This window comes from Streptosporangium heterodermiicola (assembly GCF_051390675.1).
Lineage (GTDB): Bacteria > Actinomycetota > Actinomycetes > Streptosporangiales > Streptosporangiaceae > Streptosporangium.
In genome coordinates this window covers 293,984-314,029 of the sequence record NZ_JBPJSR010000001.1, presented here as the reverse complement: position 1 = coordinate 314,029, position 20,046 = coordinate 293,984, and the positions used below count along the sequence as shown (strand labels likewise).

Here is a 20,046-nt window from a genome sequence, read left to right as displayed (position 1 = left end):
GTCATCAGTTCCTTGTGTCGGGGGAGGGGGAGGGAGACAGCGGAGCCTTCGGTGTCGCGGGAGCTTGGCGGGCGGAGGCGGGGGTGAGCCGCCGGTCGACCGCCAGGCGCAGGCGCCCGGCGAGGCCGAGCAGCCCGCCGGGCAGGAACAGGACGATGACGACGACGGCGGCGCCGTACAGGATGCGGGCGGCCTCGGCGGGCGACACCCCGCCCGAGCCCGGCTCGGCCACCAGCGGCAGGGCGTCGCTGTAGCGGCTGAGCAGCTGGGGGAGCATCGAGATGAAGATCGCGCCGATCACCGCGCCCGCGACGGAGCCGAGCCCGCCGATGATGATCATCGCGAGGTAGTCGAGGGAGAGCAGCAGGCCGAAGTAGTCGGGCACGGTGCGCTGGAAGACGAGCGCGATCAGGACCCCGGCCAGCCCGCCGTACATCGACGACAGCACGAACACCCCGGCCCGGTAGCGGGCCACCGGCACGCCCATCACCCCGGCCGCGATCTCGTGGTCGCGGATGGTGTTCATCGCCCGCCCGGGACGGCCGCGCAGCACCCCGCGGGCGAACAGCGCCGCGCCGGTCAGCAGGACCAGCCCCAGGAACCAGAGCCGCTCCAGCGACCCGAACGGCACCTGCGCCACCACCAGCTCGGGGGTGTCGGCGAACGCGAACCCGAACAGCTCCATCGGCGGCACCGTCCGCCCGTTGTAGCCGCCCGTCACGGGTTCGGCGTTGAACAGCACGTGCTGGCCGACGAAGATCAGCGCGAGGGTGGCGATGCCGAGGTAGGCGCCCTTCAGGCGTCCCGCGATGGGGCTGAACACCCCGCCCGCGACACCCGCCGTGAGCACCGCGAGCAGCGCCGCGACGGGCGTGGGCAGCCCCAGGCCGCCGAGGGCGTGCGCGCCGCCCTCCGGCTCGGAGCCGAAGTAGACGTAGGCGTACGCGCCGACCGCGAGGAAGAACGCGTGGCCCATGGACAGCTGCCCGGTGGCGCCGGTCAGCAGGTTGACGCCGATCGCGCCGATCGCCGCCGACATCGCGAAGAGCCCGGCCTGCAGCCAGAAGCCCTCCAGGTAGAACGGTACGGCGATCGCCACCGCGACCAGCGCGACGCAGGAGAGGATGACCTTCTTAGACACGTGCCAGCTCCCTCGTCCCGAACAGCCCCGCGGGGCGGATGAGCAGGACAACGATCATCACGAGGAACGGCGCGACGTCGCCGATGCCCCGGCCGAGGAAGGCCAGGTCGTTCTGGTAGCCGCTCATCATGGCCTCGGTGATGCCGATGATCAGTCCTCCGGCCAGCGCGCCCGTGGTGGAGTCGAGGCCGCCGAGGATCGCCGCGGGGAACGCCTTCATCGCCGCGAACGTGGTGCTGCGGTCCAGTCCCGGGGTGGGGAAGACGCACAGGAAGAGCGCGGCGACGGCGGCGAGCGCCCCGGCGACCGCCCAGGCCCCCATGGAGACCCGCCCGCGCCGCACGCCCATCAGCGCGGCGGTCTCCGCGTCCTCCGCGGTGGCGCGCATGGCGATGCCCCAGTTCGTGTACTTGAACGCGAGCAGGAACACGGTGATCAGGGCCGCGGCGACGGCGAGCGCGACCACCCGGGTCTGGGCGACGCTGACGGCCCCCAGGTGCAGCACCCGGTCGTGCCACGGATCGCCGAGGGCGAGCACGTCGGTGCCGATCCGCCTGGTCAGCTCGGTCGTCAGCACGATGTCGACGCCGATCGTCACGATCGCCAGCACGCTGTGCGAGGCGACGTTCGCCCTGCGGATGATCAGGAACTCGATGAGGGCGCCCACGACGGCCGCCCCGGCTACGCCCAGCAGCAGGGCCGTCCAGAAGCCCGCCGACGGGTGCAGCTTCGCCACGATGAAGCCGCCGACCAGCAGCAGCGAGGCGTGCGCGAAGTTCACCACCTCTGTCGCCTTGAAGATGATGACGAAGCCCAGGGCGATCAGCGCGTACACAGCTCCGACGGAGATGCCGTTCACCAGGAGTTCGAGAAAAGTGATCACGAAGCGACCTCCTCGTCCTTGCCCGCGGTGCTCTCGCTCGCGGTGCTTCCGGTCGTCGTGTTCTCGGCCGGCGCTTCCTCGACCAGGGTGTCCGTGGCCGGGGTGCTCTCCGCCGCCGCGCCCAGGTAGGCGCGGACCACCTCGGGGTCGTTCTGCACCTCGCCGGGGGACCCGTCCGCGATGCGCCTGCCGAAGTCCAGGACCGTCACCGCGTCGGCGAGCCGCATGACGATCCCCATGTCGTGCTCGACCAGCAGGATCGAGATGCCGAGGCTCTCCCGCACCGCGACGATCAGCTCGGCCATGTCGCGGCGCTCGCCGCCGTTCATGCCGGCGACCGGCTCGTCCAGCAGCAGCAGCCTGGGCTCCACGCACAGGGCCCGCGCCAGCTCCACGCGCTTCTGCACGCCGTACGGCAGCAGCCCGACGGGTGTGGCCAGCCGTTCGGAGAGCCCGACGAACGCCGCGATCTCGGTCACCCGCTCGCCGTGCGCGGCGGCCTCGCGCCGGGCCGACGGCAGCCGCAGCCCGGCCGAGACGAACCCGGCGCGGGTCAGGCGGTGGCGGCCGAGCATCAGGTTGTCCCGCACCGACAGGCGCGGCGACAGGGCGATGTTCTGGAAGGTGCGCGCCACCCCCAGGGCGGCGATGCGGTGCGGGGCCAGGGAGGTCAGCTCCGCGTCGCCGAACCGCACGCTGCCCGAGGTGGCCCGGTAGACGCCCGACAGGACGTTGAAGCAGGTCGACTTGCCCGCCCCGTTGGGCCCGATCACCGCGTGGACGCTGCCGGGCTCGACGCTGAAGCCGACGGCGTCCAGCGCGGTGAGCCCGGCGAAGCGCACGGTCACGTCACGCACGTCGAGCCGGGGAATGGAAGTATCCGTACCGTCCGGTTGGTATGTGTCACTCACGCGGACCACCTCGCCAGTGCCGGGCGGGCGGCCACCGGGTTCTCCGGCGATCCCGGGACGACCGGGACCGGGTCCTCGATGCCCAGGTAGCGGCGGCGCACCTCGTCGCTCGCGGCGAGTTCGGCGGCCGGTCCCGACAGCACCACCTCGCCGACCTCCAGCACGTAGGCGTACGAGGCCAGGGAGAGGGCCATCGCGGCGTTCTGCTCCACCAGGAGCACCGTGGTGCCCCGCGCGTTGATCTCGCGGACGGTGTCGGCGATCCTGGCGGCCATCATCGGCGCGAGACCGAGGGTGGGCTCGTCCAGCAGCAGCATCCTCGGCCTCGCCATCAGCGCGCGGCCGATGGCGAGCATCTGCTGCTCGCCTCCGGACAGCAGGCCCGCGCGCTGCCCGGCGCGCTCGGCGAGCACGGGGAAGAGCGCGAGCACGCCCTCCCTCGCCTCGGCAGCCGACCGCCGGCCGGGCGCGCCGAGGGCTCCGGCCCTCAGGTTCTCCTCCACGGTCATCCGCGCGAAGACCCTGCGCCCCTCGGGCACCTGGACGACGCCTCTCGCGACGACGGCCGAGGTGGCGGCGCCGGACAGCCGCGTACCGCCGAACCCGACCTCACCGGCGGTGATCCCGCCCCGGTGGAACCTGAGGGTGCCCGACACGGCGCGCAGCAGGGTCGACTTCCCCGCGCCGTTGCCGCCGAGCACCGCGACGACCGAACCGCGCGGGACGTTCAGCGACACACCCCGCAGGGCCAGGACCGGGCCGTAACTCACCGCCAGATCCCTGACGACCAGCCCGGAATCTCCGGTCGGGCGAGGGTCGTGCACGTCCATGCGTTGCCTCCTGACAGCCGATGAACGCACCCAACCGAGGCGCTTCACCGGCGTCCAGAGGGCAGGGTGAAGTCGGGGCGGGCGCCCATGCGGGGCGGGTGCCGGTTGTGCGTGCGCACAACCCCGGGTCACGAAACAGAACAGAACCTTGTTCGGCCAGGTGCCTTGCTGTCACGATCCCCAGATGGGGACCCGGCCGGTTACGGACGACGAAGTACGCAGGATCATGCGCCTGGCCGCCCGCAGGCTGTTGCGGAGACTTCCCGAGCTCACCGACGAGCTTGTCGCGAAGATCCGCGACACCGACGAGGCGTACCGGCGGATGGTCCCCACCGACGACCACTGGCAGAGCGTCTACGAGGCGATGCGGGACGGTATCGGCGCCATCCTGCTGCCCCGCTCCGAACGGTGTGACCTGCCGCAGGCGGAGAAGACCGCCCGGCGCAGGGCCGAGCAGGGACTGCCGATGGACTCCCTGCTGCGCAGCTACCGGCTCTCCGCGCAGGTGATGTGGGACGGTCTCATCGACGTGGTCGCCGAAGAGGAGTCGGACAGCCTGCCGGTCCTGCTCCGCAGCGCCACGAAGGTGTGGCACGCCATCGACAGGCAGGCGATCGCCGCCGCCGAGGCCTACCGAAGACGGGAGGCCGAGATGTTCGGCCGCACAGCCGAGAGGGTCCAGGCCCTGCTCGACGCGCTCCTGGAGGACCGGGTCGACGCCGCCCTCGTCCGCAGCGCCGCCGCCGGGCTCGACCTGCCCGAGCTGGGACGGTACGCCGTCGTCATCACCCGGCTGCCCGGCCGCCACGACCACGGGGACGACGCCCCCCGGCCGACCGCCCTGGGCGTGATGCGCCTGCTGTGGCGGATGCGTCCCGACTACGAGGTGTCGGTCGTGCTGCTGCACGACGCGAACATGGACGACCTGGCGGAGGAGCTCCGCCCGCACGTCACCGGATGCGCGGGGATCAGCCCGGTCGTGGAGGGGCTGGCCGAACTGGGCCGCGCCAGGCGGCTCGCCGAGCTGGCCCTGCGAACCTGCGTGGGCGAGGGCCCGGAGATCGCCAGGCTGGAGGACAGGCTGCCCGCCGCGCTGGTGGTCAGCCAGCCCGAGCTCGCCGGTCACCTCAGCGGCGCTGTGCTGCGGCCCATCCTCGCCCTCGACCAGGCCGACCGGGAGGTGCTCCTCGGCACCCTGGAGGCGTGGCTGCGGTGCGAGGGCTCGGCCATGCGCGCCGCGGGGCAGCTGTACTGCCACCGCAACACGGTCTTCAACCGCATCCGCCGCATCGAGCAGCTCACCGGCCGCTCGCTCGCGCGCCCGCTCGACATCGTGGAGCTCACCCTCGCCCTCGACGCCGTACGGCTGCTGCCCGTCACCTGACAATCACACACTTTGCCCTCCCGCGCGCTTAGCGTGGGGCGCTAAGGGGCAAGGGAGAGGGATACTCGCGCCAGGCTGAACCGAGGTGGTGTCAATGCTGATCGGTACGATTCTGCAGGGCAAGGGAGCGGAGGTGGCGACCGTCCGCCCCGACGCGACGGTCACCGCGCTGCTGGCCATGCTGGCCGAGAAGAACATCGGTGCCGTGGTGGTGTCCGAGGACGGCTCGTCCATCGCGGGCATCGTCTCCGAGCGCGACGTCGTACGGCGGCTGCACGACCGCGGCGCCGGCGTGCTGGACGAGCCGGTGTCGTCGATCATGACGACCGAGGTCCGCACCTGCCCGCCCGACGCCGACGTCGACGACCTCCGCCAGACGATGACCACGCACCGCATCCGGCACGTGCCGGTCGTGGACGCGGGCCGGCTGGCCGGGATCGTGAGCATCGGCGACGTGGTCAAGAGCTCCATCGAGGCCCTGGAGACCGAGAAGGCCCACCTGGTCGACTATCTCCACCGCTGAGCCCGTGAGCCCGGACGGGCCGGGATCGTGAGCACCGACAGGCCAGAGCCCGCGAGCCCGAGCGGGTCCGGGATCGCGGGTCCTGACGGGTTCGAGCCCGTGAGCGTCGGACAGGCCCGGATTTTCCGTGAGCCCGGATGGGCCCGGCGCGGCGCGCCGGGCCCATCACGTTCTCGCTACTGGACGGTTATCCTGTCCACCTCGATCGTCAGGCCCTTGACCTGCGGTGTCGACGTGCCCGTCGTCACCGTCCCGATCCCGGGGCTGACGCCCTTGATCTTCATCGTGTAGCTCAGGCTGCCTCCCGGGGCGCCGGGCGTGCTGGACACCCGGAGGTCCTCGGTCGGCGGGCCGGTGATCTGGCCGCCCGCGGTGCCGTCGGCGTTCTCGGCGCCCACGGTGAGGCCGTAGCCCGCCGGGGGATCGCCGGGCAGGTTGTCCGGGTCGTAGGTGTAGGTGATGTCCTCGGTCCCGTTCAGGCCGATCCACTGCTGGAAGACCTTGAGGTCGCTCGTGCCGTAGAGGTTGAGCCGCCACTCGACGACGAGCCAGTCGCTCACGCCGTCGGTCAGCGTGCCGACGTAGAGGCCCGGCGCGCCGGTGCCGTCCAGGTCGGTCCAGTAGGGGGCGAGCACGTTGTTCGGGGTCGCGGGGTCGGGCAGGGTCTGCGGCTGGAACGCCACGTCGGCCGAGCCCGAGCTTCCCCCGGCGATCGTGTAGCCGTTGGAGACGATGCCGAGCCTGGTGTAGGTGTTGCCCGCGTACTGGAACGGGGGCACGGTGAAGTTGAGCGCCTGCTCGTCGCCGATCGGCGTCGGCGCGATGCCGAAGGCGTCGAGCGGCAGGTACGGCGCCGGGCCGGTGCCCGGGGCGATGCCCGGCCTGTCCGGCTGCCTCGCCGCGAGGGTGGCCTTCGCCGTCGCGATCTGGGAACCGACCTTGGTGGCGCCGGTCACCGAGTTCAGGCGCAGCCTGCCGTCAAGCGTGCTGACCGCCGTGACCTCGGCGTTCTCCAGGGTGTCGTTCTGCACGGTCACCGTGCAGGTGGACTCGCCGGTGTTGCGCGGGATGGTGGCCGGTGCGCAGGTCTGGTCCACCGGGATGGCGCCCTCCTTGCGGACGAACGCGACCGGCAGGTGCAGGTTGCGCGAGCCGCCCACCTGCTTGAGGTTCACCTGGCCGAAGTACTGGCCCTCGGGCAGGTCCGGTGCGGTGATCACCACGCTGAGATTGACGCTCTTGCCCGCCTTCACGCTGAACAGCGGCGGCAGCACCGTGATGTTCGCGCCGCTCACGGTCGTGCCCGTGGCGGTGAAGGTGAGCGTCTTGTCCGTGACGTTGGTGAACGTCCGCTTGGCGGTGATGAGACCCGGCATGATCGGGGCGTTCACCGATGGCAGGTTCAGGTCGATGCGGTTCAGCGGGTCGTCGGCCGAGGCGGTGAAGTTCTCGCCCGTCTCGTTCAGGGTCAGGCCGGGGTCGCCGGCCTTGGTCAGGTCGATGCGCCCGCCGCCGGTGTCGAACGGGTCGGCCGGGGTGACGCGGTCCTGTTTGGTGACCGAGGTCTTGGCCGTCGTCTCCAGCGCGGACTTCACCTGGCCCGGGGTCCAGTCCGGGTGCAGCGCGAACACCAGGGCCGCGGAGCCCGCGACGTGCGGCGACGACATCGAGGTGCCCGAGATGACCTGGTACAGGTTGCCCGGGGGACCACCGGCCGGACCCTCCAGCAACGGCGTCTGACCGGCCAGGATGTGCAGGCCGGGGGCGGTGACGTCCGGCTTGAGGAAGTCGCCGCCGGGGCCGCGCGAGGAGAACGTGGTGATCGCGTCGCCCTGCCAGGTGGCCTTGGTGCCCTGGGTGAACGAGGCCGTCGTGCTCGGATTGGCCGTCAGGAACGCGAGCAGGGCGTCACCCTCCGGCTTGTCGACGTGGACGGAGGGGAGCCAGTGGTTGTCCGTCATCACGTCGAGCGGGGTGGCGTTGTACAGGATCATCCCGGCCGCGCCGCCCTGCCGGACGTTGAAGCCCTTCAGGACCCGGTTGGGACCGCGCTCACAGACGACGATCTTCCCGGTGAACAGGCCGGGGGGAGCGGGGGCGGTGCAGAGCGGGTTGGAGTACGGCGGCGCCGAGGCCCGCACCACCGGCAGCGCGGAGGCGATGCCCGGGGTGATGGAGGCGCCCTTCACCGTGGCCGTCGCGCCGCCGGAACCGGACAGCGTGATCGTCGACTGGAAGGTCCTGGTCTGCGTGGAGGCCGCCACCGTGGTCACCCACGGGCTGACGTGGTTGACGGTCGCCGCGCCGGGACCGGCGTTGCCCGCCGAGGCCGAGACGAGCACGCCCGCCGAGTACGCGTCGAGGAAGGCCAGCTCCACCGGGTCGCTGTAGGGGGAGGTGCCGCCGGAGATCGAGAAGTTGATCACTCGGACGCCGTCCAGGATGGCCCGGCCGACCGCCTGGGCGGAGTCGGAGGGGTAGCAGCCGCTCTCGCCGCAGACCTTGTAGACCGACACGTGCGCCGCCGGGGCGATGCCGTGGATCGGCCCGCGGCTGATGCCGAGCGGGTTCGCGTCGGCCACCGGGCCGCCCGCCGAGGTCGTCGCGGTGTGGGTGCCGTGGCCGTTGGAGTCGCGGGCGCTGTCGGGGAAGGTCTCGCCGCCGACGTTCGCGTTGTAGGTGTCCAGGAACGGGGCGCCACCGATGATCTTCCGGTTGCAGACGAACGGGTCCGCCGCCGGGGTGAGCGGGTTGTCGCCGAAGTTGCAGACGCGCGGCGTGCCGTCCTTGGTCGCGGGCGCGGCGGGCAGCGTGCCGGGGTCGGCGAACTGGGGGTGCTCGGGCCAGGCGCCGGAGTCCAGGATGCCGACGATGACACCCTTGCCCGACGAGGAGCTGCCGCCCAGCTTGCTGTAGATCGCGGGCGCTCCGATGAACGCGGGGCTGGAGTCGGTCAGCGGCTGCTCGGGCTTGTCCTCCTGGACGGCGGCCACCCCGGGCAGCTTCAGCAGCGAGGCCGCCTTGTTGGCGGGGACGCGCAGCGCGATGCCGCCGTAGACGGTCCGCAGCTTCTGGCCCGCCCTGGCGCCTGGAACGTTCCTGGCCAGCTCGGCGAGGAACGTGTTCTCGACGTCCTCGATGTGCTTCTGGTATTTCTTCGCGTCGCCGCTCTTGACGTCAAGAGCCTTTCCGGTCTTCGCCGGACTCGTCGCGGGAAGTCCTTCGAGACCGCCCTGATAGGCGGCGAAAGAGTCGTAGTCGAGCTTGACCATCACGTTGACCGTGGCGCCCGAGGTCGACTTCAGCAGCCCCTCGTCACTCCGGGCGAGTTTGCCGGTGGGGGACTTCGCGCCCTGGACCGGCTCACCTCCGGTCAGGGGGGTCGCCGTCCACTTGGTGGACGGCGTGGGGGTGGGAGTGGGATCGGCGCTCGCCGGCGGCGCCATCGCCGCGACGAGCCCGACGCCGGCGGCGAGTACCGCCACGCGTCTGATCCTCGGTGAGTAGGGCTTCCTGGCCAACGAGACCTCCTGTAGGCACGCATGAACCGCTGAGCCGCAGGGAGGGATGCCAGCCGTACGCGCCCGGGGCAGGGCATGCCGGAAGGCCGTGACCCTCCCCGGTGGGTGACGCGCGATCGGCCACCCGGTAAAGGCGGCCGATCATGACAGAGAGCCTAACTAGAGGGCATTTGTTTGCCTAGATCATTAAATTGACACAATAATCGTAGGAATTAGTCAAATTTGCTCGCAGACTCGACAGGTGATCCGGTATCCCGGAGGTCCAACGGCTCCGGGCCTTCTCCGTACCGGCGCGATGTGAGACCGCGGGTGGCTGTGATCGCTGAGGCCTGATCGCCGGGGCCCGCCGCGAAGGTGAGGCGGCTGAGAGAGCGGGGCGGCCGAGAGAGCGGGGCGGCTGAGAGGGTGAGGCGGCCCGCCCCGCGTAAACTGGCCCCACCTGACACGCGGGAGGCTCGGTTGAAGCTCAAGCTTGATCTACACCCCCTCTACAACAAGGGCGGGGAGATCGACAAGGCGCTGCGGGGCATCATCGACGAGGCCATCAGGAAGAAGGCCACCGAGGTCGAGATCATCCCCGGCAAGGGCTCGGGCCAGCTGAAGAAGAAGGTCCTGCGCTTCCTGGAGCAGAAGGAGATCAAGGCCCTCTACCACCGCATCGACAAGGACGCCAAGAACCACGGCCGCCTCTTCGTCTACTTCCGCTACAAGTAGGAAGGGCGGTTCTCCGACCTGCGGAGGCTTAACCTGAACCGCCTCTGACCTGGGATTTCTTGTCTCACCAGGTCTTGTTGAATCGCGGGCGATCTCAAGGTGACGTGCCCTCCGTGTGCCCTGGGTCGCCGTCCGGCGTTTTTTCGCGTACCCGTTTGACGAGTTCCTCGGGCGCTCCGCGTACGCCGACGAGCTTGTGTCTGTGCCGGCTTGGAAACGGTTCCTCTCGGGGTGGTTGCCTCCTCACCCTGCGCGAGGGCGTCACGCTGACCAAGCCGCGGAGCATCTTGACGCATGTTCCAGCACAGTTGAGCATCAGAGTCGAACGCGCCAACCCCACCGGAAGGCGCAACCATGAGACTCACCCTGGTCGGCACCTCCAGCGGAAAAAGCGGCTGCCCCGCCCTGTACGCCACCGACCGGGGCACGTACGTCGTCCAGGGCAAGCGCGTCACCGACCAGGAAGCGATCGCCGACCTGGCCGGTCTCCAGGACGATGAGTTCTACGTGGAAGTCCCCGCCCACCTCCTCACCTTCGCGCGGAAGCCCGAGTGACTCGATTCGTCGACCGCCCCGAATTCACCGAGCTGGTTCTCGGCTTCAAGCACACGGCGTTCCGGCTGGAGGTCCGCGACCGCTACAACGAACCGTCCGAGGCCGAGGTCTTGCACCGCTTCCTGGGCAACGGGCAGTTGGACGACTCCTGCATGTCGGACTGGGTCGAGGAGCTCGGCCCCCGGCTGGCCGGCGGTCAGCGAATGGACCGGGTCCGGGTGGTGTCCGAACCACACGGCGACTGCACACGGTTCGGGCTCGCCCTGGCGACGTACAACACCGCAGCGGGCGAGGACATCGGATATCTGCCCCGCCACCAGGCGGCCGGACTTGATCTGCCCGAGCGCGACTTCCGGCTGATCGACTCCACTACGCTGCTCATCTTGACGTTCGACGATGACGACGTGCTCCTCGGTGCTGACCTCATCGACGATCCGGCCGTGGTCGTGAAGCACCGCTACTACCGGGATGTGGCCCGCCGCCACAGCAGATCATCTACTCCACCGGCCGACGCTTCCACTTCGTCATCACCGAGTCCGTCCTGAAGCTTCGCCTGTGCCCGGTCGAGGTTCTGGCCGGTCAGCTGGAGAGGCTGGCGGTCGCCTCGACGATGCGGACGATCCGCCTCGGCGTCATCTCCTTCGAGGTCCGTTACCCGGTCGAGCCGGTCCACGGATTCCACATCTTCGACGACCGGCACGTCTCGGTCGAGACTCTCACCGCTGAGCTCACCATCACCCAGGCGAGCGAGGTGAACGCCTACCTGGGCTCGTTCGCCCGGCTCGCCGACGCGGCGGTTTACGGCAGGGAGGCGCGGGCGCTGATCGACCGCGCGCCGGATGACCTGGTGCCCGGCAACTAGCAGAAAGTGCGGCAAGGTGCTCGCTTCACACGGGCATCGCCGCGCGGGCGCATCTTGGCGCACCGTCCTTCAAGGTGCGTGCCGGTCCGCCCCACCGTCCTGAGCATGGCCTCCTTTCCTGAGCCGCCCCTGCCGGCCGACGACCAGGCCCACGCCCTCCTGCTGCACATCGCCCGCGCGTTCCCGCCCTGGCGCATTGGGACATCACTTGTGTGGCCGACTTGTCCGCGCCCGTCTGGCACGCCAAGCTGCGCGCCCCGCTGACAGAGAAGCGGAAGGCCTCAGGCGTCTGCGAGAGCTTCATGTGCTTCTCCGCCGAGGCGCTCGCCGCGGTGCCGGCCACCCAGGTGGAGCGGGTGCACCGAGGGCGGGCCGGTCAACACTCACTTCCTGAACTCTCCGCGGGCGGTGGTGTGCAACCAAGGGCCGTCCGTGGGGGTTGATCGCGGCCGGAGTGGCGTCTCAGGGACAGGACGTGTGCTGAACGCCGGCCGCGACCGGTGCCCCCGCCTCGACTCGTCCTCCGGGCGGGGGCACCTCCACATTCAGGCATCCGCCTCAGATGCCGGAGGTGGTCGTCCTCGCCGCCCAGCTGGCCAAGGAGCGAACGCCCCGACGCCCGGCATGCCGTTTCGGTGCACCTCCAGACGAGCGCCGGGCCGGGCCCTACCCGTCGAGGGCTTCGGTGTAGCGGCGGGCGAGGGTGCGGATGTGGGCGACCAGTTCGGGCGGGCCGTCGACGCGGAAGTCCATCATCAGCATGCTGAGGTAGACGGCGATGGTCTCCAGGGCGTCGGCGCCGGTGACGAGGACGCTGGTGTGGGAGTCGACGGCCTCGACGACGCCGACGGCGGGGTTGATGCGGGCGATCACGGTCTCGGCGGGGGCGAGGACGGTGACGCGGGCGTGCACCTTCCAGCCGGTCCGCGCGACCTCGCGCAGGACGAAGGCGACCAGGTCCTCGTCGGGCAGGGAGCGGGGCGCGAAGCGGCGGGACGCGGCCCGGACGCCGGTCAGGTCGGCTACGGGCAGCGCCCTCCAGGCGTGCGCGCCGAGGTCGTAGGCGACCAGGAACCAGCGGCGGCGCCAGCTGATCAGACGGTAGGGCTCCACCTCCACCTCCACCTCCACCTCCACCTCGGTCCCGGTCCCGGTTTCGGCGCGGGTCGCCAGCAGGGTCGCGCCGTCGCGGATCGCGCCCGCGACGACGGTGAGGGTCTCGGCGGGCACCGGGGCGTCCGGCTCGCGGGAGCCGACCGTGGCGGGCCCGACCGCGGTGGCCGAGCGCAGGGCGGTCACCTTGCGCTGCAGGCGTTTCGGGAGGATTTGCTGGAGCTTGGCGAGCGCCCGGGTGAGGCTGGCGTCGATGTCGGTGATCCCGGTGGAGCCGTCCTCGGCCAGGCCGACGGCGAGCGCCACGGCCACCGCCTCGTCGTCGTCGAGCAGCAGCGGGGGCATCTTCGCGCCCTGTCCGAGCCGGTACCCGCCCACCGCGCCGCGCGCGGCGTGCACCGGATAGCCGAGTTCGCGGAGGCGCTGGATGTCCTGCCGCAGGGTGCGTCCGGTGACGCCGAGGCGCTCGGCGAGCTCGCGGCCGGTGTGGGACCGGTCCTGCAGCAGGGACAGCAGGCGCAGCACTCGGGTCGTCGTCGGAGCCATCGATCTTTTCCCATCCCGCATCTCATCCGGATGCCTATTAGGCACGAAAGTAGCCTAATAGGCCCATAGATTGGTGTCACAGGCAAGGAAGAGATCGAAAGGCGAGATCATGAACATCACCACCGCTACCGTCACCTCCCTGTGGCCGGTCTGGCGTGAGGTGCTGGCCGTCTCCTACCTGGCGCTGGAGAACAGCGTCGCGGGTGTGCGGGACGGCCAGTGGGACAACGCCACGCCGTGTTCGGAATGGACGGTCACCCAGGTGATCCAGCACGCCGCGGGTGACCAGCTCGCCTACGCGAAGATGCTCGGCATCGGGAACGGCCCGGCCTGCGACCCCTTCTCGCCTTCCGGAGCCGTCGACGGCACCGCGGCGGAGCTGGTGCGGGACGCCGTCGAGCAGACCGCCGCGGCGTGGGCGACGGTCGCCGACGACACCGAGACCGTTCCGACGCCGCTGCCGCACGGTGACCTGCCCACTCCGGTCGCCGCGGTGATGTGCGCGCTCGACGCCGCCGTACACGCGTGGGACATCGCGATCGCCACGGGGCAGCCGTCACCCCTCGACGACGAGCTCGCCGGTCACCTTCTCGCCGCTGCGCGGGGGATCGTCGAACCGCTGCGCCAGTGGGGCGCCTACGCGGCGGTGGTCGAGACCGACGGGGGTCCCTCCTCCACGCCGGTCGCCGACGACCTGCTCCGCTACCTCGGCCGCACCCCGCGCTGACGATCCAGCGGCCGATTCAACGCCGATCCCCGAACGAGCCGGGGCGTCCAGTCCGTCCAGTCCGTCCACCTGCGCTTTCCTCGCCCGGTGAAATCGCGGCTTTACGGGCTGCCGGGGATGATTCACAATCCCTGCGGGGGGTCATACGCCGACGCGGTTCGATAGGGGAATCATGCAATTCGGCAGGCGATCCCTGGTGGCGGTCCTTCTCGCCTTCGGACTCCTCACCCTGGCGTCACTCGTCGCCATTCCGGCGATCGGCCCGGCCGGAGGTACGGCCCTGGCCGCCGTCCCGGCGAGGGGCGCCCCGTACGCGACGGCCGGGACGACCCCGGCCGTCTCGCCGAGCCCCTCACCCGGTGACCGGGTGCCTCCCTCCAAGCCGACCGGCCTGAGCGAGCCCTGCCTGTGGGACTTCCGGGGCGCCGCGTTCTGCTGGCAGCCGTCGAGCGACAACGTGGCGGTGACGGCGTACGACGTCTACCGCGAGATCGCGACGACCTACACCAAGGTCGGCACGGTCTCTCCCGGTTTCCTGCTTTTCACCGAGACCGGCCTGGTCGTCGGGCAGCGTTACACCTACGTCGTGGTCGCCAGGGACGCGGCCGGCAACCTCAGCGCGCCGTCCGACCCGCTGTCCGTCCTGGCCAGGGAAGGTCTCCCCTCGCCGAGCCCGACGCCGACGCCCGGCCCGACGTGCACGGTGTCCTACCGCGCGACGACGTGGGGCTCGGGGCTGTCCGCGCAGGTCACCGTGCGCAACACCGGCACGACCGCGATCGACGGCTGGACGCTGACGGTCGACTACCCGACGTCGGCCGTACGCCTCACCTCGGGCTGGTCGGCGGACTGGGCCCAGGCCGGTTCCCGGTTCACCGGCACGGGCAAGCAATGGAACAGGGTCATCCCCGCCGGTTCGTCGATCCAGGCCGGGTTCGTCGCCTCCTCCAGCGGGCCCCCGCCCGCCCCCGTGGGCTTCGGTCTCAACGGAAGGGCCTGCGCCACCGGCTGACCGTGTCCTGGCGGTGCCGGCGCGGCACCGCCAGGACCGCCGGTCCGAGCCCGGCCGAGCCCGGTCGCTCTGGCCGTCGTACGAGTCGCGCACGACGCCTGTCTCAGCGGGCCTGGGCCTTGACGGCGTCGCGGACCGCGTCGAGGAGGTCGGCGGCCCTGCGGTCGGGCACGCCTTCCTGGATGTGGTTCATGACGTAGCCGAAGGCGAGGCCGGTCGCCGGGTCGGCGAAGCCGAGCGATCCGCCGTAGCCGGGGAACCCGAAGGCGGTCGGGCCGTACCAGAAGGCGTCGGGGGTCGGCAGGCCGAAACCGGTGCCGATCCGGACCGGCACCCGCAGGATCCGGTCGACGCCGCCGGCCTGTTCCGCGGTCGCCGAGGCCAGGGTGTCCGGCGTGAGAACGCGATGCCCGTCGACCTCGCCGATGAGCGCGGCGTAGAAACGGGCCAGCGCGCGGGCCGTGCAGATGCCGTTGGTCGAGGGCATCTCGGCGACCTGCTCGGCGGGGTCGTCGTGGTTCGGCATCGGCGTGATGACGCTCGTCGACCGCCTGGTCAGCGAGGTGGGGTCGGCGTAGGCCCGCATCACCTCGCGTACGGGCCCGGGCAGGGAGTCCAGGTCGATCCGGGCGAACGCGTCCAGGTCGACGGGGGCGGCGACGATCCGGCTGACCCGGGGCAGTTCGCTTTCCGGCAGCCCGATCCACAGGTCCAGGCCGAGCGGCGCGGCGATCTCCTCGGCGAGGAAGGTGCCGAGGCTGCGGCCGGTCACCCGGCGGACGACCTCCCCGACCAGCCAGCCGTAGGTGTGCGCGTGGTAGCCGTGCGCGGTGCCCGGCTCCCAGAGGGGGCGCTGGGCGGCGAGGGCGGTCACCATCGGCTCCCAGGCGATCGCCTCCGCCGGGGTGATCGGGTGGTCGAGCGCGGGCAGCCCGGCCTGGTGGGTGAGCAGCCAGCGGACCGGGACGCGCTCCTTCCCGTTCGCCGCGAACTCCGGCCAGTAGTCGGCGACGGGCGCGTCGAGGTCCAGCTCGCCCCGCTGGGCCAGCAGGTGCGCGCAGGCGGCCGTGACGCCCTTGGTGGTGGAGAAGACGACCTGGAGCGTGTCGTGCTCCCAGCGGCGGCCGGTCGCGGGGTCGGCGATCCCGCCCCACAGGTCGACGACCTTCCTGCCGTGCAGGTAGACGCCGACCGCGGCGCCCACCTCCTGCCCGCCGGCCAGGTTGGCCGCGAACGCCTCACGCACTCCTTCGAACCCCGGTGCGGTGGTCCCGCCGACTTCGGGCATGCGTCGTCGCCTTCCGTTTGGAGTGTGCCTTGAAACGTGCCTTGAAGTGTGTCGCCGGAGGGTGTCACCCGCGCCATTTCCCGATGAGCCAGGCGCGGATCTCCGGCTCGGTCATCTCGGGGAACTCCTCGGTGAACGTGACGAGCGCGCGTACCGCCTCGTCCCGGTCCAGGCCGTGCGCCGCCGCCGCTCTCAGGTACTCCTGGCGCGCGGCGGAAGGACGGCCTCCGCCCGCGCCACGGCCCGGCAGGCCGTCGCGCCACCGCGCGATCTCCTCCAGCCGGTCGGCCCGCCAGCCGGGGGCTCCGTCGACCTCGACGTCGGGCTCGGGAAAGGGGTGCCGCGAATCGCCCGGATAGCGGGAGCGCCACTTGTGCACCGCGTGCCGGCTCACCCCCAGCGCCTCGCCGATGCCGAGAACGCCGAGGAAGTGCTCGGTCATGGCGCACCAACTTGTCTGTCCGGCCTCCTTGGTGGGGCCCGCTCCCACCACGCCGGAGGCGGAGCCTCGCTCACCTGACGTGTCGAACTTTGTCCCTGTCGTAGACGATATCAGGGAAGGCGACGAAACATCGTCAACAAAGGAGACAAGGTTCTCTTCGGCGGTGGAACTCTATGGCTGCTTTATCCGTCATTCGGGAAGAGCGGGGCATCGCCACGGGGAAGGCGGGGGTAGCGATAGGGGTGACACGATCGCTCGCCGGGGGCGGGTGTGAGATGCGTGTGGACGGAGACTGTCTCGTCGTCGACGTACCGGGGCGCCATCCGATCCGGTTGCCGCTCACCGGTGAGGAACGCGCGGCCCGCCTGGTCACGTACCGCCTTCCCCGTGAGAACGGGGTCGTCTACGGGATCGCGGTCATGAACGCCGGGGGAAGGGGCATGCTCGACTCCCCGGGGGCCAGATCCCGTCATCTGGTGGAGGCGTTCGCCGCGCACGCCGGGCTGCTCTTCGAGTACCGGCCCCACGTCACGGAGCGGGAGGGGTACGCCGACGTCGAGACCCGGGCGCGGGGATGGCGCGACACGGCGGACGCGGGGCTGCCGGTGCGTGGCGCCCACTCTCCTCACGAGGTGGTGCTCCGGCTCCGGCCGTACGACGAGGTGTCCGGCGAGCTCCGGCCGTGCGACGGGGCGCTGGAGGGCACGCCCTGCCCCGCGACCACGCTCAGCTGGGACGGCCGGACGCTGGTCGCGGCGGATCCGGTGGCGGGGCGTGCGCTGCGGCTCATGCCCGCCTCCCTGTACCACTACCGGTACGAGCGCCGGTTGCTCGTCTCCGGCAAGGAGGAGACGCGCTTCCTCACCGGGCTCGCCCTGCTCGACGCCGACGGGCTGGTGCTCGCCGACCTCCCGGGCGAGTGGCCGGCCCACGAGGTGGCCGCCTTCGCGGCCGGGCGGGGACTTCCCGTGCACGACGTCCTGGTGGCGCCGTCGAGGGTGGTGCGCGCAATGCTGAGCAGGCGGGCCCCGAGCTGGACGCGTCTCACCGGGCTGGCCGTCCCCAGGATGTCCAGGGCCAAGAAGATCGTCGCGGCCTGTGCCGGGACGGCGGGGCTGTTCGCGATGGCCTACGTCGTCACGACGGGCGGCTGGTTCGCGTGGCGGGGGCTGTCCGCGCTAGGCGGGACGCTGCGCGTCCGGCCTGATGGCCTACCGGTACGAGAGGCTGTCCGGGCTGTTCGTGGTGGACGGCGAGGGCAGGCCCGTCCGCCACCTGCCCGGTCCCTGGCCGCTGGAGGACGCGCACCGCTTCGCCGCGCGGCACGGGCTCGGCTTCGAGGTCCGTACGCTGGGCCGTGAGGGGTATCTCGACCTCACCGCCCGCGCTCGCGACGCCGTACCCTGACCCGCGCGACGACGCCGCCGCGAGGGGCCGTCCTGATGCCAGATGCCTCTGAGCGGTGATGATTCCCCAAGACGGATCGACGCCGGGTGGGCTCGTACGGCACCATTATGTGACGCATGACGGCAATGTCCTCTCCAGTGATCGGCGAAGCCTCCGGCAGCTCGCGGATCGCGGCGGGGTTCTGCCCGGGTGGAGGCCCGATCCTCTCGTGAACGACCCTCAACAGAACGCGCCGCTTCCACCCGCATACTTCTCACCTCCCCTGAAAGGCTCCCCTATGAGCGACCTCAACGCACTCCTCGCCCAGCGCGCCGAGCTGGACCGCCTGATCGAGGAACTCCAGTCCGGAGACCTGAAGGAGCGCGAGAACACGCTCAGCGACATCCTCGCGGCCGTCGCCGAGTGGGCCACCGTGCGCGGTCACGAGGCGCTCAGGAGGGAGCTCAAGAACTGGGAGTACGTCACCTTCGCCGGTATCGAGGTCGGCGTGGGTCACGACGGCGGTGAGCGCTGGGGGCTGCCGCAGAGCTCGGTCAGCGTGATGGACTCCGTCAGCGGGACCGACGTGGAGTTCGGCACCACGCCCCCTCCGGTCCAGGCCGTCCTCGGCCTGCTGGACGGCCTGCTGGCCACGCGCTAGCCCCGCCTCGCGCGTACGCCTCGCGCGTACGCCGGAACCCGGGGCCGCACTGACCGGCCTCGCCCGGCGCGTACGCCGGAATCGCGGCCCGCACCGGCGGCCCCGGCCTCGTGCACGCCGGAACCCCCGCTCTCCCCGGAGTGCGGGGGTTTTCACGTCAGAGTTCCGCGTGAGAGTTCCGCGTCAGAGCTTGCGGAAGGTCCTCGCCTCCTCGGCCGCCGCGAGCACGGCCCGCAGCGGGGAGCCGGTGCCCGCCGACACGACGGCCGAGATCGTCCCCTCCACAAACGGCACGTCGGCGACGACCACCCGCTCGTCCGCGAAGAGCCGGGCGGTGAGCACCGAGCTTCCCAGGTCGGGGATGAGGATCACCCCGTCTCCCCGGTCAACCTCCTCGATCGCCGCCGCCACCAGGTCCGGACTGGTCCCGAGGCCGCCGTCGTCGGTGCCGCCCGCGGCGGCCAGCGGGACGTTCGAGCCGCCGATCCGCGAGGCCAGCAGCGCCACCTCGGCCGCCAGCGGGCCGCTGTGCGAGATGAGGACGATGCCTACCACGGGCTCACCGCGTGCCCGCGGACCGGCCCGCCCTCGGGTACGGCCCCGCGGCCACCCGCCTCGGACGGGAAAGGCCGTGACCGCCCGGCGGGCGCGGGAACCTGGCGGGAGCGCCCGGTGGCCGTGGTGCGGATCATCGCACCACGTTCGGGCGGAGCCGGGTCTCGTAGCGGTCGCGGTCTGGTGCTCCTCGTGCGGGTCATCGCGTCGCCACCGTGTGCAGGGCGGAGAGGATGAGCGCGGTGGAGGCGGCGCCGGGGTCCTCGTGGCCCACGCTGCGCGGCCCGAGGTAGCTGGCCCGCCCCTTGCGGGCCTGCATCGGGATCGTCGCCTCGGCTCCGGTGCGGGCCGCCTCCGCCGCGGCGCCGATCGCCTCCGCGGTGTCCTTCCCGTCCTGGACGGCCTGTTCCAGTGCCCGTACGGCCGGGGCGAGGGCGTCCACCATGGTCTTGTCGCCCTCGGCCGCGGACCCCAGCTTCCGTACCCCGGCGAGCCCGGCCTCCAGGGCGGCGTGGAGTTGCGCGACGGACACCTCGGGGGTGTCGCCGAGCGCCTTGCCCGCCTCGCGGAACGCCGTGCCGTACAGGGGACCGGACGCCCCGCCGACCTTGCGGATCAAGGTGTTGCCCACCAGCACCAGCAGCGATCCCGGGGACCCCGGGGATCCCGGGGTGCCGGGTTCCCCGGCGGCCAGGACCGCGGCGACCGCGGTGAGGCCCCGGTCGAGGTTGGCGCCGTGGTCGGCGTCGCCGATCGCGGCGTCCAGGCCGGTCAGCCGCTCCTTCTCGGCGGCGACGGTCCTGGCGGTCTCCTCGATCCAGGCGGTGAAAAGGGCGGTGTCCAGCGCGGTGTTCATCTCGGCGTCCGTGTCGGTGTCGATGTTCGTGTCGGTGCCGGTGTCGATGTTCGTGCCGGTGTCGTGTTCGTATCGGTGTTCCTGCGGGTGTTCGTGTCGGTGCCCGGAGCGGTGCTCGTTCCGGCGTCCGTCGCGG

General features: G+C 71.4%; 20 protein-coding genes. 10 read left to right on the top strand and 10 right to left on the bottom strand.

Annotated features, from left to right (window positions below; all coding sequences use genetic code 11):
• Positions 1 to 4 precede the first annotated feature (4 nt).
• Genes ACSC1Q_RS01290 through ACSC1Q_RS01275 form a run of 4 tightly spaced genes read right to left on the bottom strand, consistent with a single transcriptional unit; the run spans position 5 to position 3,765 of the window.
• Entirely contained in the window at positions 5 to 1,141 is a 1,137-nt protein-coding gene (locus ACSC1Q_RS01290; RefSeq protein WP_436756772.1) for a branched-chain amino acid ABC transporter permease, read from the bottom strand.
• Positions 1,134 to 2,024: a branched-chain amino acid ABC transporter permease gene (locus ACSC1Q_RS01285; protein WP_436756771.1), complete on the bottom strand. Its 891-nt coding sequence runs from the start codon at positions 2,022 to 2,024 to the stop codon at positions 1,134 to 1,136. The genes ACSC1Q_RS01290 and ACSC1Q_RS01285 overlap by 8 nt, the downstream gene beginning before the upstream one ends.
• Positions 2,021 to 2,935, bottom strand: a complete 915-nt coding sequence (locus ACSC1Q_RS01280; RefSeq protein WP_436756770.1) for an ABC transporter ATP-binding protein — start codon at positions 2,933 to 2,935, stop codon at positions 2,021 to 2,023. The genes ACSC1Q_RS01285 and ACSC1Q_RS01280 overlap by 4 nt, the downstream gene beginning before the upstream one ends.
• Complete coding sequence (locus tag ACSC1Q_RS01275) at positions 2,932 to 3,765, bottom strand: ABC transporter ATP-binding protein (RefSeq protein ID WP_436756769.1); 834 nt, start codon at positions 3,763 to 3,765, stop codon at positions 2,932 to 2,934. Before ACSC1Q_RS01275 ends, ACSC1Q_RS01280 begins: the two co-directional genes overlap by 4 nt.
• Before the next feature lie 184 nt (positions 3,766 to 3,949).
• On the opposite strand from ACSC1Q_RS01275, the gene ACSC1Q_RS01270 reads away from it, so the two are divergent.
• Both ACSC1Q_RS01270 and ACSC1Q_RS01265 read left to right on the top strand, forming a co-directional pair.
• The gene (locus ACSC1Q_RS01270) at positions 3,950 to 5,149 is read left to right on the top strand and encodes a PucR family transcriptional regulator (protein WP_389907232.1); all 1,200 of its coding nucleotides are present in this window, start codon (positions 3,950 to 3,952) and stop codon (positions 5,147 to 5,149) included.
• 94 nt (positions 5,150 to 5,243) lie between these two features.
• A complete protein-coding gene (locus ACSC1Q_RS01265; protein WP_436756768.1) occupies positions 5,244 to 5,672 on the top strand; it encodes a CBS domain-containing protein in 429 nt (142 codons plus the stop codon).
• A gap of 176 nt (positions 5,673 to 5,848) precedes the next feature.
• Here ACSC1Q_RS01265 and ACSC1Q_RS01260 read toward each other — a convergent pair whose 3' ends face one another.
• Positions 5,849 to 9,157 (bottom strand): S8 family serine peptidase, encoded by a 3,309-nt coding sequence (locus ACSC1Q_RS01260; RefSeq protein WP_436756767.1) that lies wholly within the window; start codon positions 9,155 to 9,157, stop codon positions 5,849 to 5,851.
• Positions 9,158 to 9,652: 495 nt separating this feature from the next.
• On the opposite strand from ACSC1Q_RS01260, the gene ACSC1Q_RS01255 reads away from it, so the two are divergent.
• From ACSC1Q_RS01255 to ACSC1Q_RS01240, 4 genes are all read left to right on the top strand, one after another.
• Entirely contained in the window at positions 9,653 to 9,907 is a 255-nt protein-coding gene (locus tag ACSC1Q_RS01255; protein ID WP_329093428.1) for a Smr/MutS family protein, read from the top strand.
• 354 nt (positions 9,908 to 10,261) lie between these two features.
• A complete protein-coding gene (locus ACSC1Q_RS01250) occupies positions 10,262 to 10,462 on the top strand; it encodes a hypothetical protein (RefSeq protein ID WP_436756766.1) in 201 nt (66 codons plus the stop codon).
• Positions 10,459 to 11,007 carry a DUF6879 family protein gene (locus ACSC1Q_RS01245; RefSeq protein ID WP_436756765.1) on the top strand — a complete coding sequence of 183 codons (549 nt, stop codon included), beginning with the start codon at positions 10,459 to 10,461 and terminating at the stop codon, positions 11,005 to 11,007. Before ACSC1Q_RS01250 ends, ACSC1Q_RS01245 begins: the two co-directional genes overlap by 4 nt.
• Positions 10,953 to 11,324: a Scr1 family TA system antitoxin-like transcriptional regulator gene (locus ACSC1Q_RS01240; protein WP_436757224.1), complete on the top strand. Its 372-nt coding sequence runs from the start codon at positions 10,953 to 10,955 to the stop codon at positions 11,322 to 11,324. Before ACSC1Q_RS01245 ends, ACSC1Q_RS01240 begins: the two co-directional genes overlap by 55 nt.
• A gap of 666 nt (positions 11,325 to 11,990) precedes the next feature.
• Here ACSC1Q_RS01240 and ACSC1Q_RS01235 read toward each other — a convergent pair.
• A complete protein-coding gene (locus ACSC1Q_RS01235) occupies positions 11,991 to 12,983 on the bottom strand; it encodes a helix-turn-helix transcriptional regulator (protein ID WP_436756764.1) in 993 nt (330 codons plus the stop codon).
• Positions 12,984 to 13,092: 109 nt separating this feature from the next.
• On the opposite strand from ACSC1Q_RS01235, the gene ACSC1Q_RS01230 reads away from it, so the two are divergent.
• Together ACSC1Q_RS01230 and ACSC1Q_RS01225 are read left to right on the top strand one after the other, a co-directional pair.
• Entirely contained in the window at positions 13,093 to 13,710 is a 618-nt protein-coding gene (locus ACSC1Q_RS01230; RefSeq protein ID WP_436756763.1) for a TIGR03086 family metal-binding protein, read from the top strand.
• A 172-nt stretch (positions 13,711 to 13,882) separates the two neighbouring features.
• Positions 13,883 to 14,722: a cellulose binding domain-containing protein gene (locus tag ACSC1Q_RS01225; protein WP_436756762.1), complete on the top strand. Its 840-nt coding sequence runs from the start codon at positions 13,883 to 13,885 to the stop codon at positions 14,720 to 14,722.
• A 103-nt stretch (positions 14,723 to 14,825) separates the two neighbouring features.
• Here ACSC1Q_RS01225 and ACSC1Q_RS01220 read toward each other — a convergent pair whose 3' ends face one another.
• The gene (locus ACSC1Q_RS01220; protein WP_436756761.1) at positions 14,826 to 16,010 is read right to left on the bottom strand and encodes a serine hydrolase domain-containing protein; all 1,185 of its coding nucleotides are present in this window, start codon (positions 16,008 to 16,010) and stop codon (positions 14,826 to 14,828) included.
• Between the two features lie 64 nt (positions 16,011 to 16,074).
• Positions 16,075 to 16,452 carry a hypothetical protein gene (locus ACSC1Q_RS01215; RefSeq protein WP_350967302.1) on the bottom strand — a complete coding sequence of 126 codons (378 nt, stop codon included), beginning with the start codon at positions 16,450 to 16,452 and terminating at the stop codon, positions 16,075 to 16,077.
• Between the two features lie 275 nt (positions 16,453 to 16,727).
• On the opposite strand from ACSC1Q_RS01215, the gene ACSC1Q_RS01210 reads away from it, so the two are divergent.
• A complete protein-coding gene (locus ACSC1Q_RS01210; protein ID WP_436756760.1) occupies positions 16,728 to 17,813 on the top strand; it encodes a hypothetical protein in 1,086 nt (361 codons plus the stop codon).
• A 323-nt stretch (positions 17,814 to 18,136) separates the two neighbouring features.
• A complete protein-coding gene (locus ACSC1Q_RS01205; protein WP_436756759.1) occupies positions 18,137 to 18,499 on the top strand; it encodes a hypothetical protein in 363 nt (120 codons plus the stop codon).
• Between the two features lie 183 nt (positions 18,500 to 18,682).
• On the opposite strand, the gene ACSC1Q_RS01200 is transcribed toward ACSC1Q_RS01205, so the two are convergent.
• Positions 18,683 to 19,054: a PTS-dependent dihydroxyacetone kinase phosphotransferase subunit DhaM gene (locus ACSC1Q_RS01200; protein WP_436756758.1), complete on the bottom strand. Its 372-nt coding sequence runs from the start codon at positions 19,052 to 19,054 to the stop codon at positions 18,683 to 18,685.
• A gap of 199 nt (positions 19,055 to 19,253) precedes the next feature.
• Positions 19,254 to 19,910: a dihydroxyacetone kinase subunit DhaL gene (gene dhaL / locus ACSC1Q_RS01195; protein ID WP_436756757.1), complete on the bottom strand. Its 657-nt coding sequence runs from the start codon at positions 19,908 to 19,910 to the stop codon at positions 19,254 to 19,256.
• Positions 19,911 to 20,046: the final 136 nt, after the last annotated feature.

Coding starts and splice junctions, on each gene's coding strand:
- ACSC1Q_RS01275 (WP_436756769.1), bottom strand. CDS start 3,765: ATGGACGTGCACGACCCTCGCCCGACCGGAGATTCCGGGCTGGTCGTC.
- ACSC1Q_RS01270 (WP_389907232.1), top strand. CDS start 3,950: ATGGGGACCCGGCCGGTTACGGACGACGAAGTACGCAGGATCATGCGC.
- ACSC1Q_RS01265 (WP_436756768.1), top strand. CDS start 5,244: ATGCTGATCGGTACGATTCTGCAGGGCAAGGGAGCGGAGGTGGCGACC.
- ACSC1Q_RS01250 (WP_436756766.1), top strand. CDS start 10,262: ATGAGACTCACCCTGGTCGGCACCTCCAGCGGAAAAAGCGGCTGCCCC.
- ACSC1Q_RS01235 (WP_436756764.1), bottom strand. CDS start 12,983: ATGGCTCCGACGACGACCCGAGTGCTGCGCCTGCTGTCCCTGCTGCAG.
- ACSC1Q_RS01230 (WP_436756763.1), top strand. CDS start 13,093: ATGAACATCACCACCGCTACCGTCACCTCCCTGTGGCCGGTCTGGCGT.
- ACSC1Q_RS01225 (WP_436756762.1), top strand. CDS start 13,883: ATGCAATTCGGCAGGCGATCCCTGGTGGCGGTCCTTCTCGCCTTCGGA.
- ACSC1Q_RS01220 (WP_436756761.1), bottom strand. CDS start 16,010: ATGCCCGAAGTCGGCGGGACCACCGCACCGGGGTTCGAAGGAGTGCGT.
- ACSC1Q_RS01215 (WP_350967302.1), bottom strand. CDS start 16,452: ATGACCGAGCACTTCCTCGGCGTTCTCGGCATCGGCGAGGCGCTGGGG.
- ACSC1Q_RS01210 (WP_436756760.1), top strand. CDS start 16,728: ATGCGTGTGGACGGAGACTGTCTCGTCGTCGACGTACCGGGGCGCCAT.
- ACSC1Q_RS01205 (WP_436756759.1), top strand. CDS start 18,137: ATGAGCGACCTCAACGCACTCCTCGCCCAGCGCGCCGAGCTGGACCGC.
- dhaL (WP_436756757.1), bottom strand. CDS start 19,910: ATGAACACCGCGCTGGACACCGCCCTTTTCACCGCCTGGATCGAGGAG.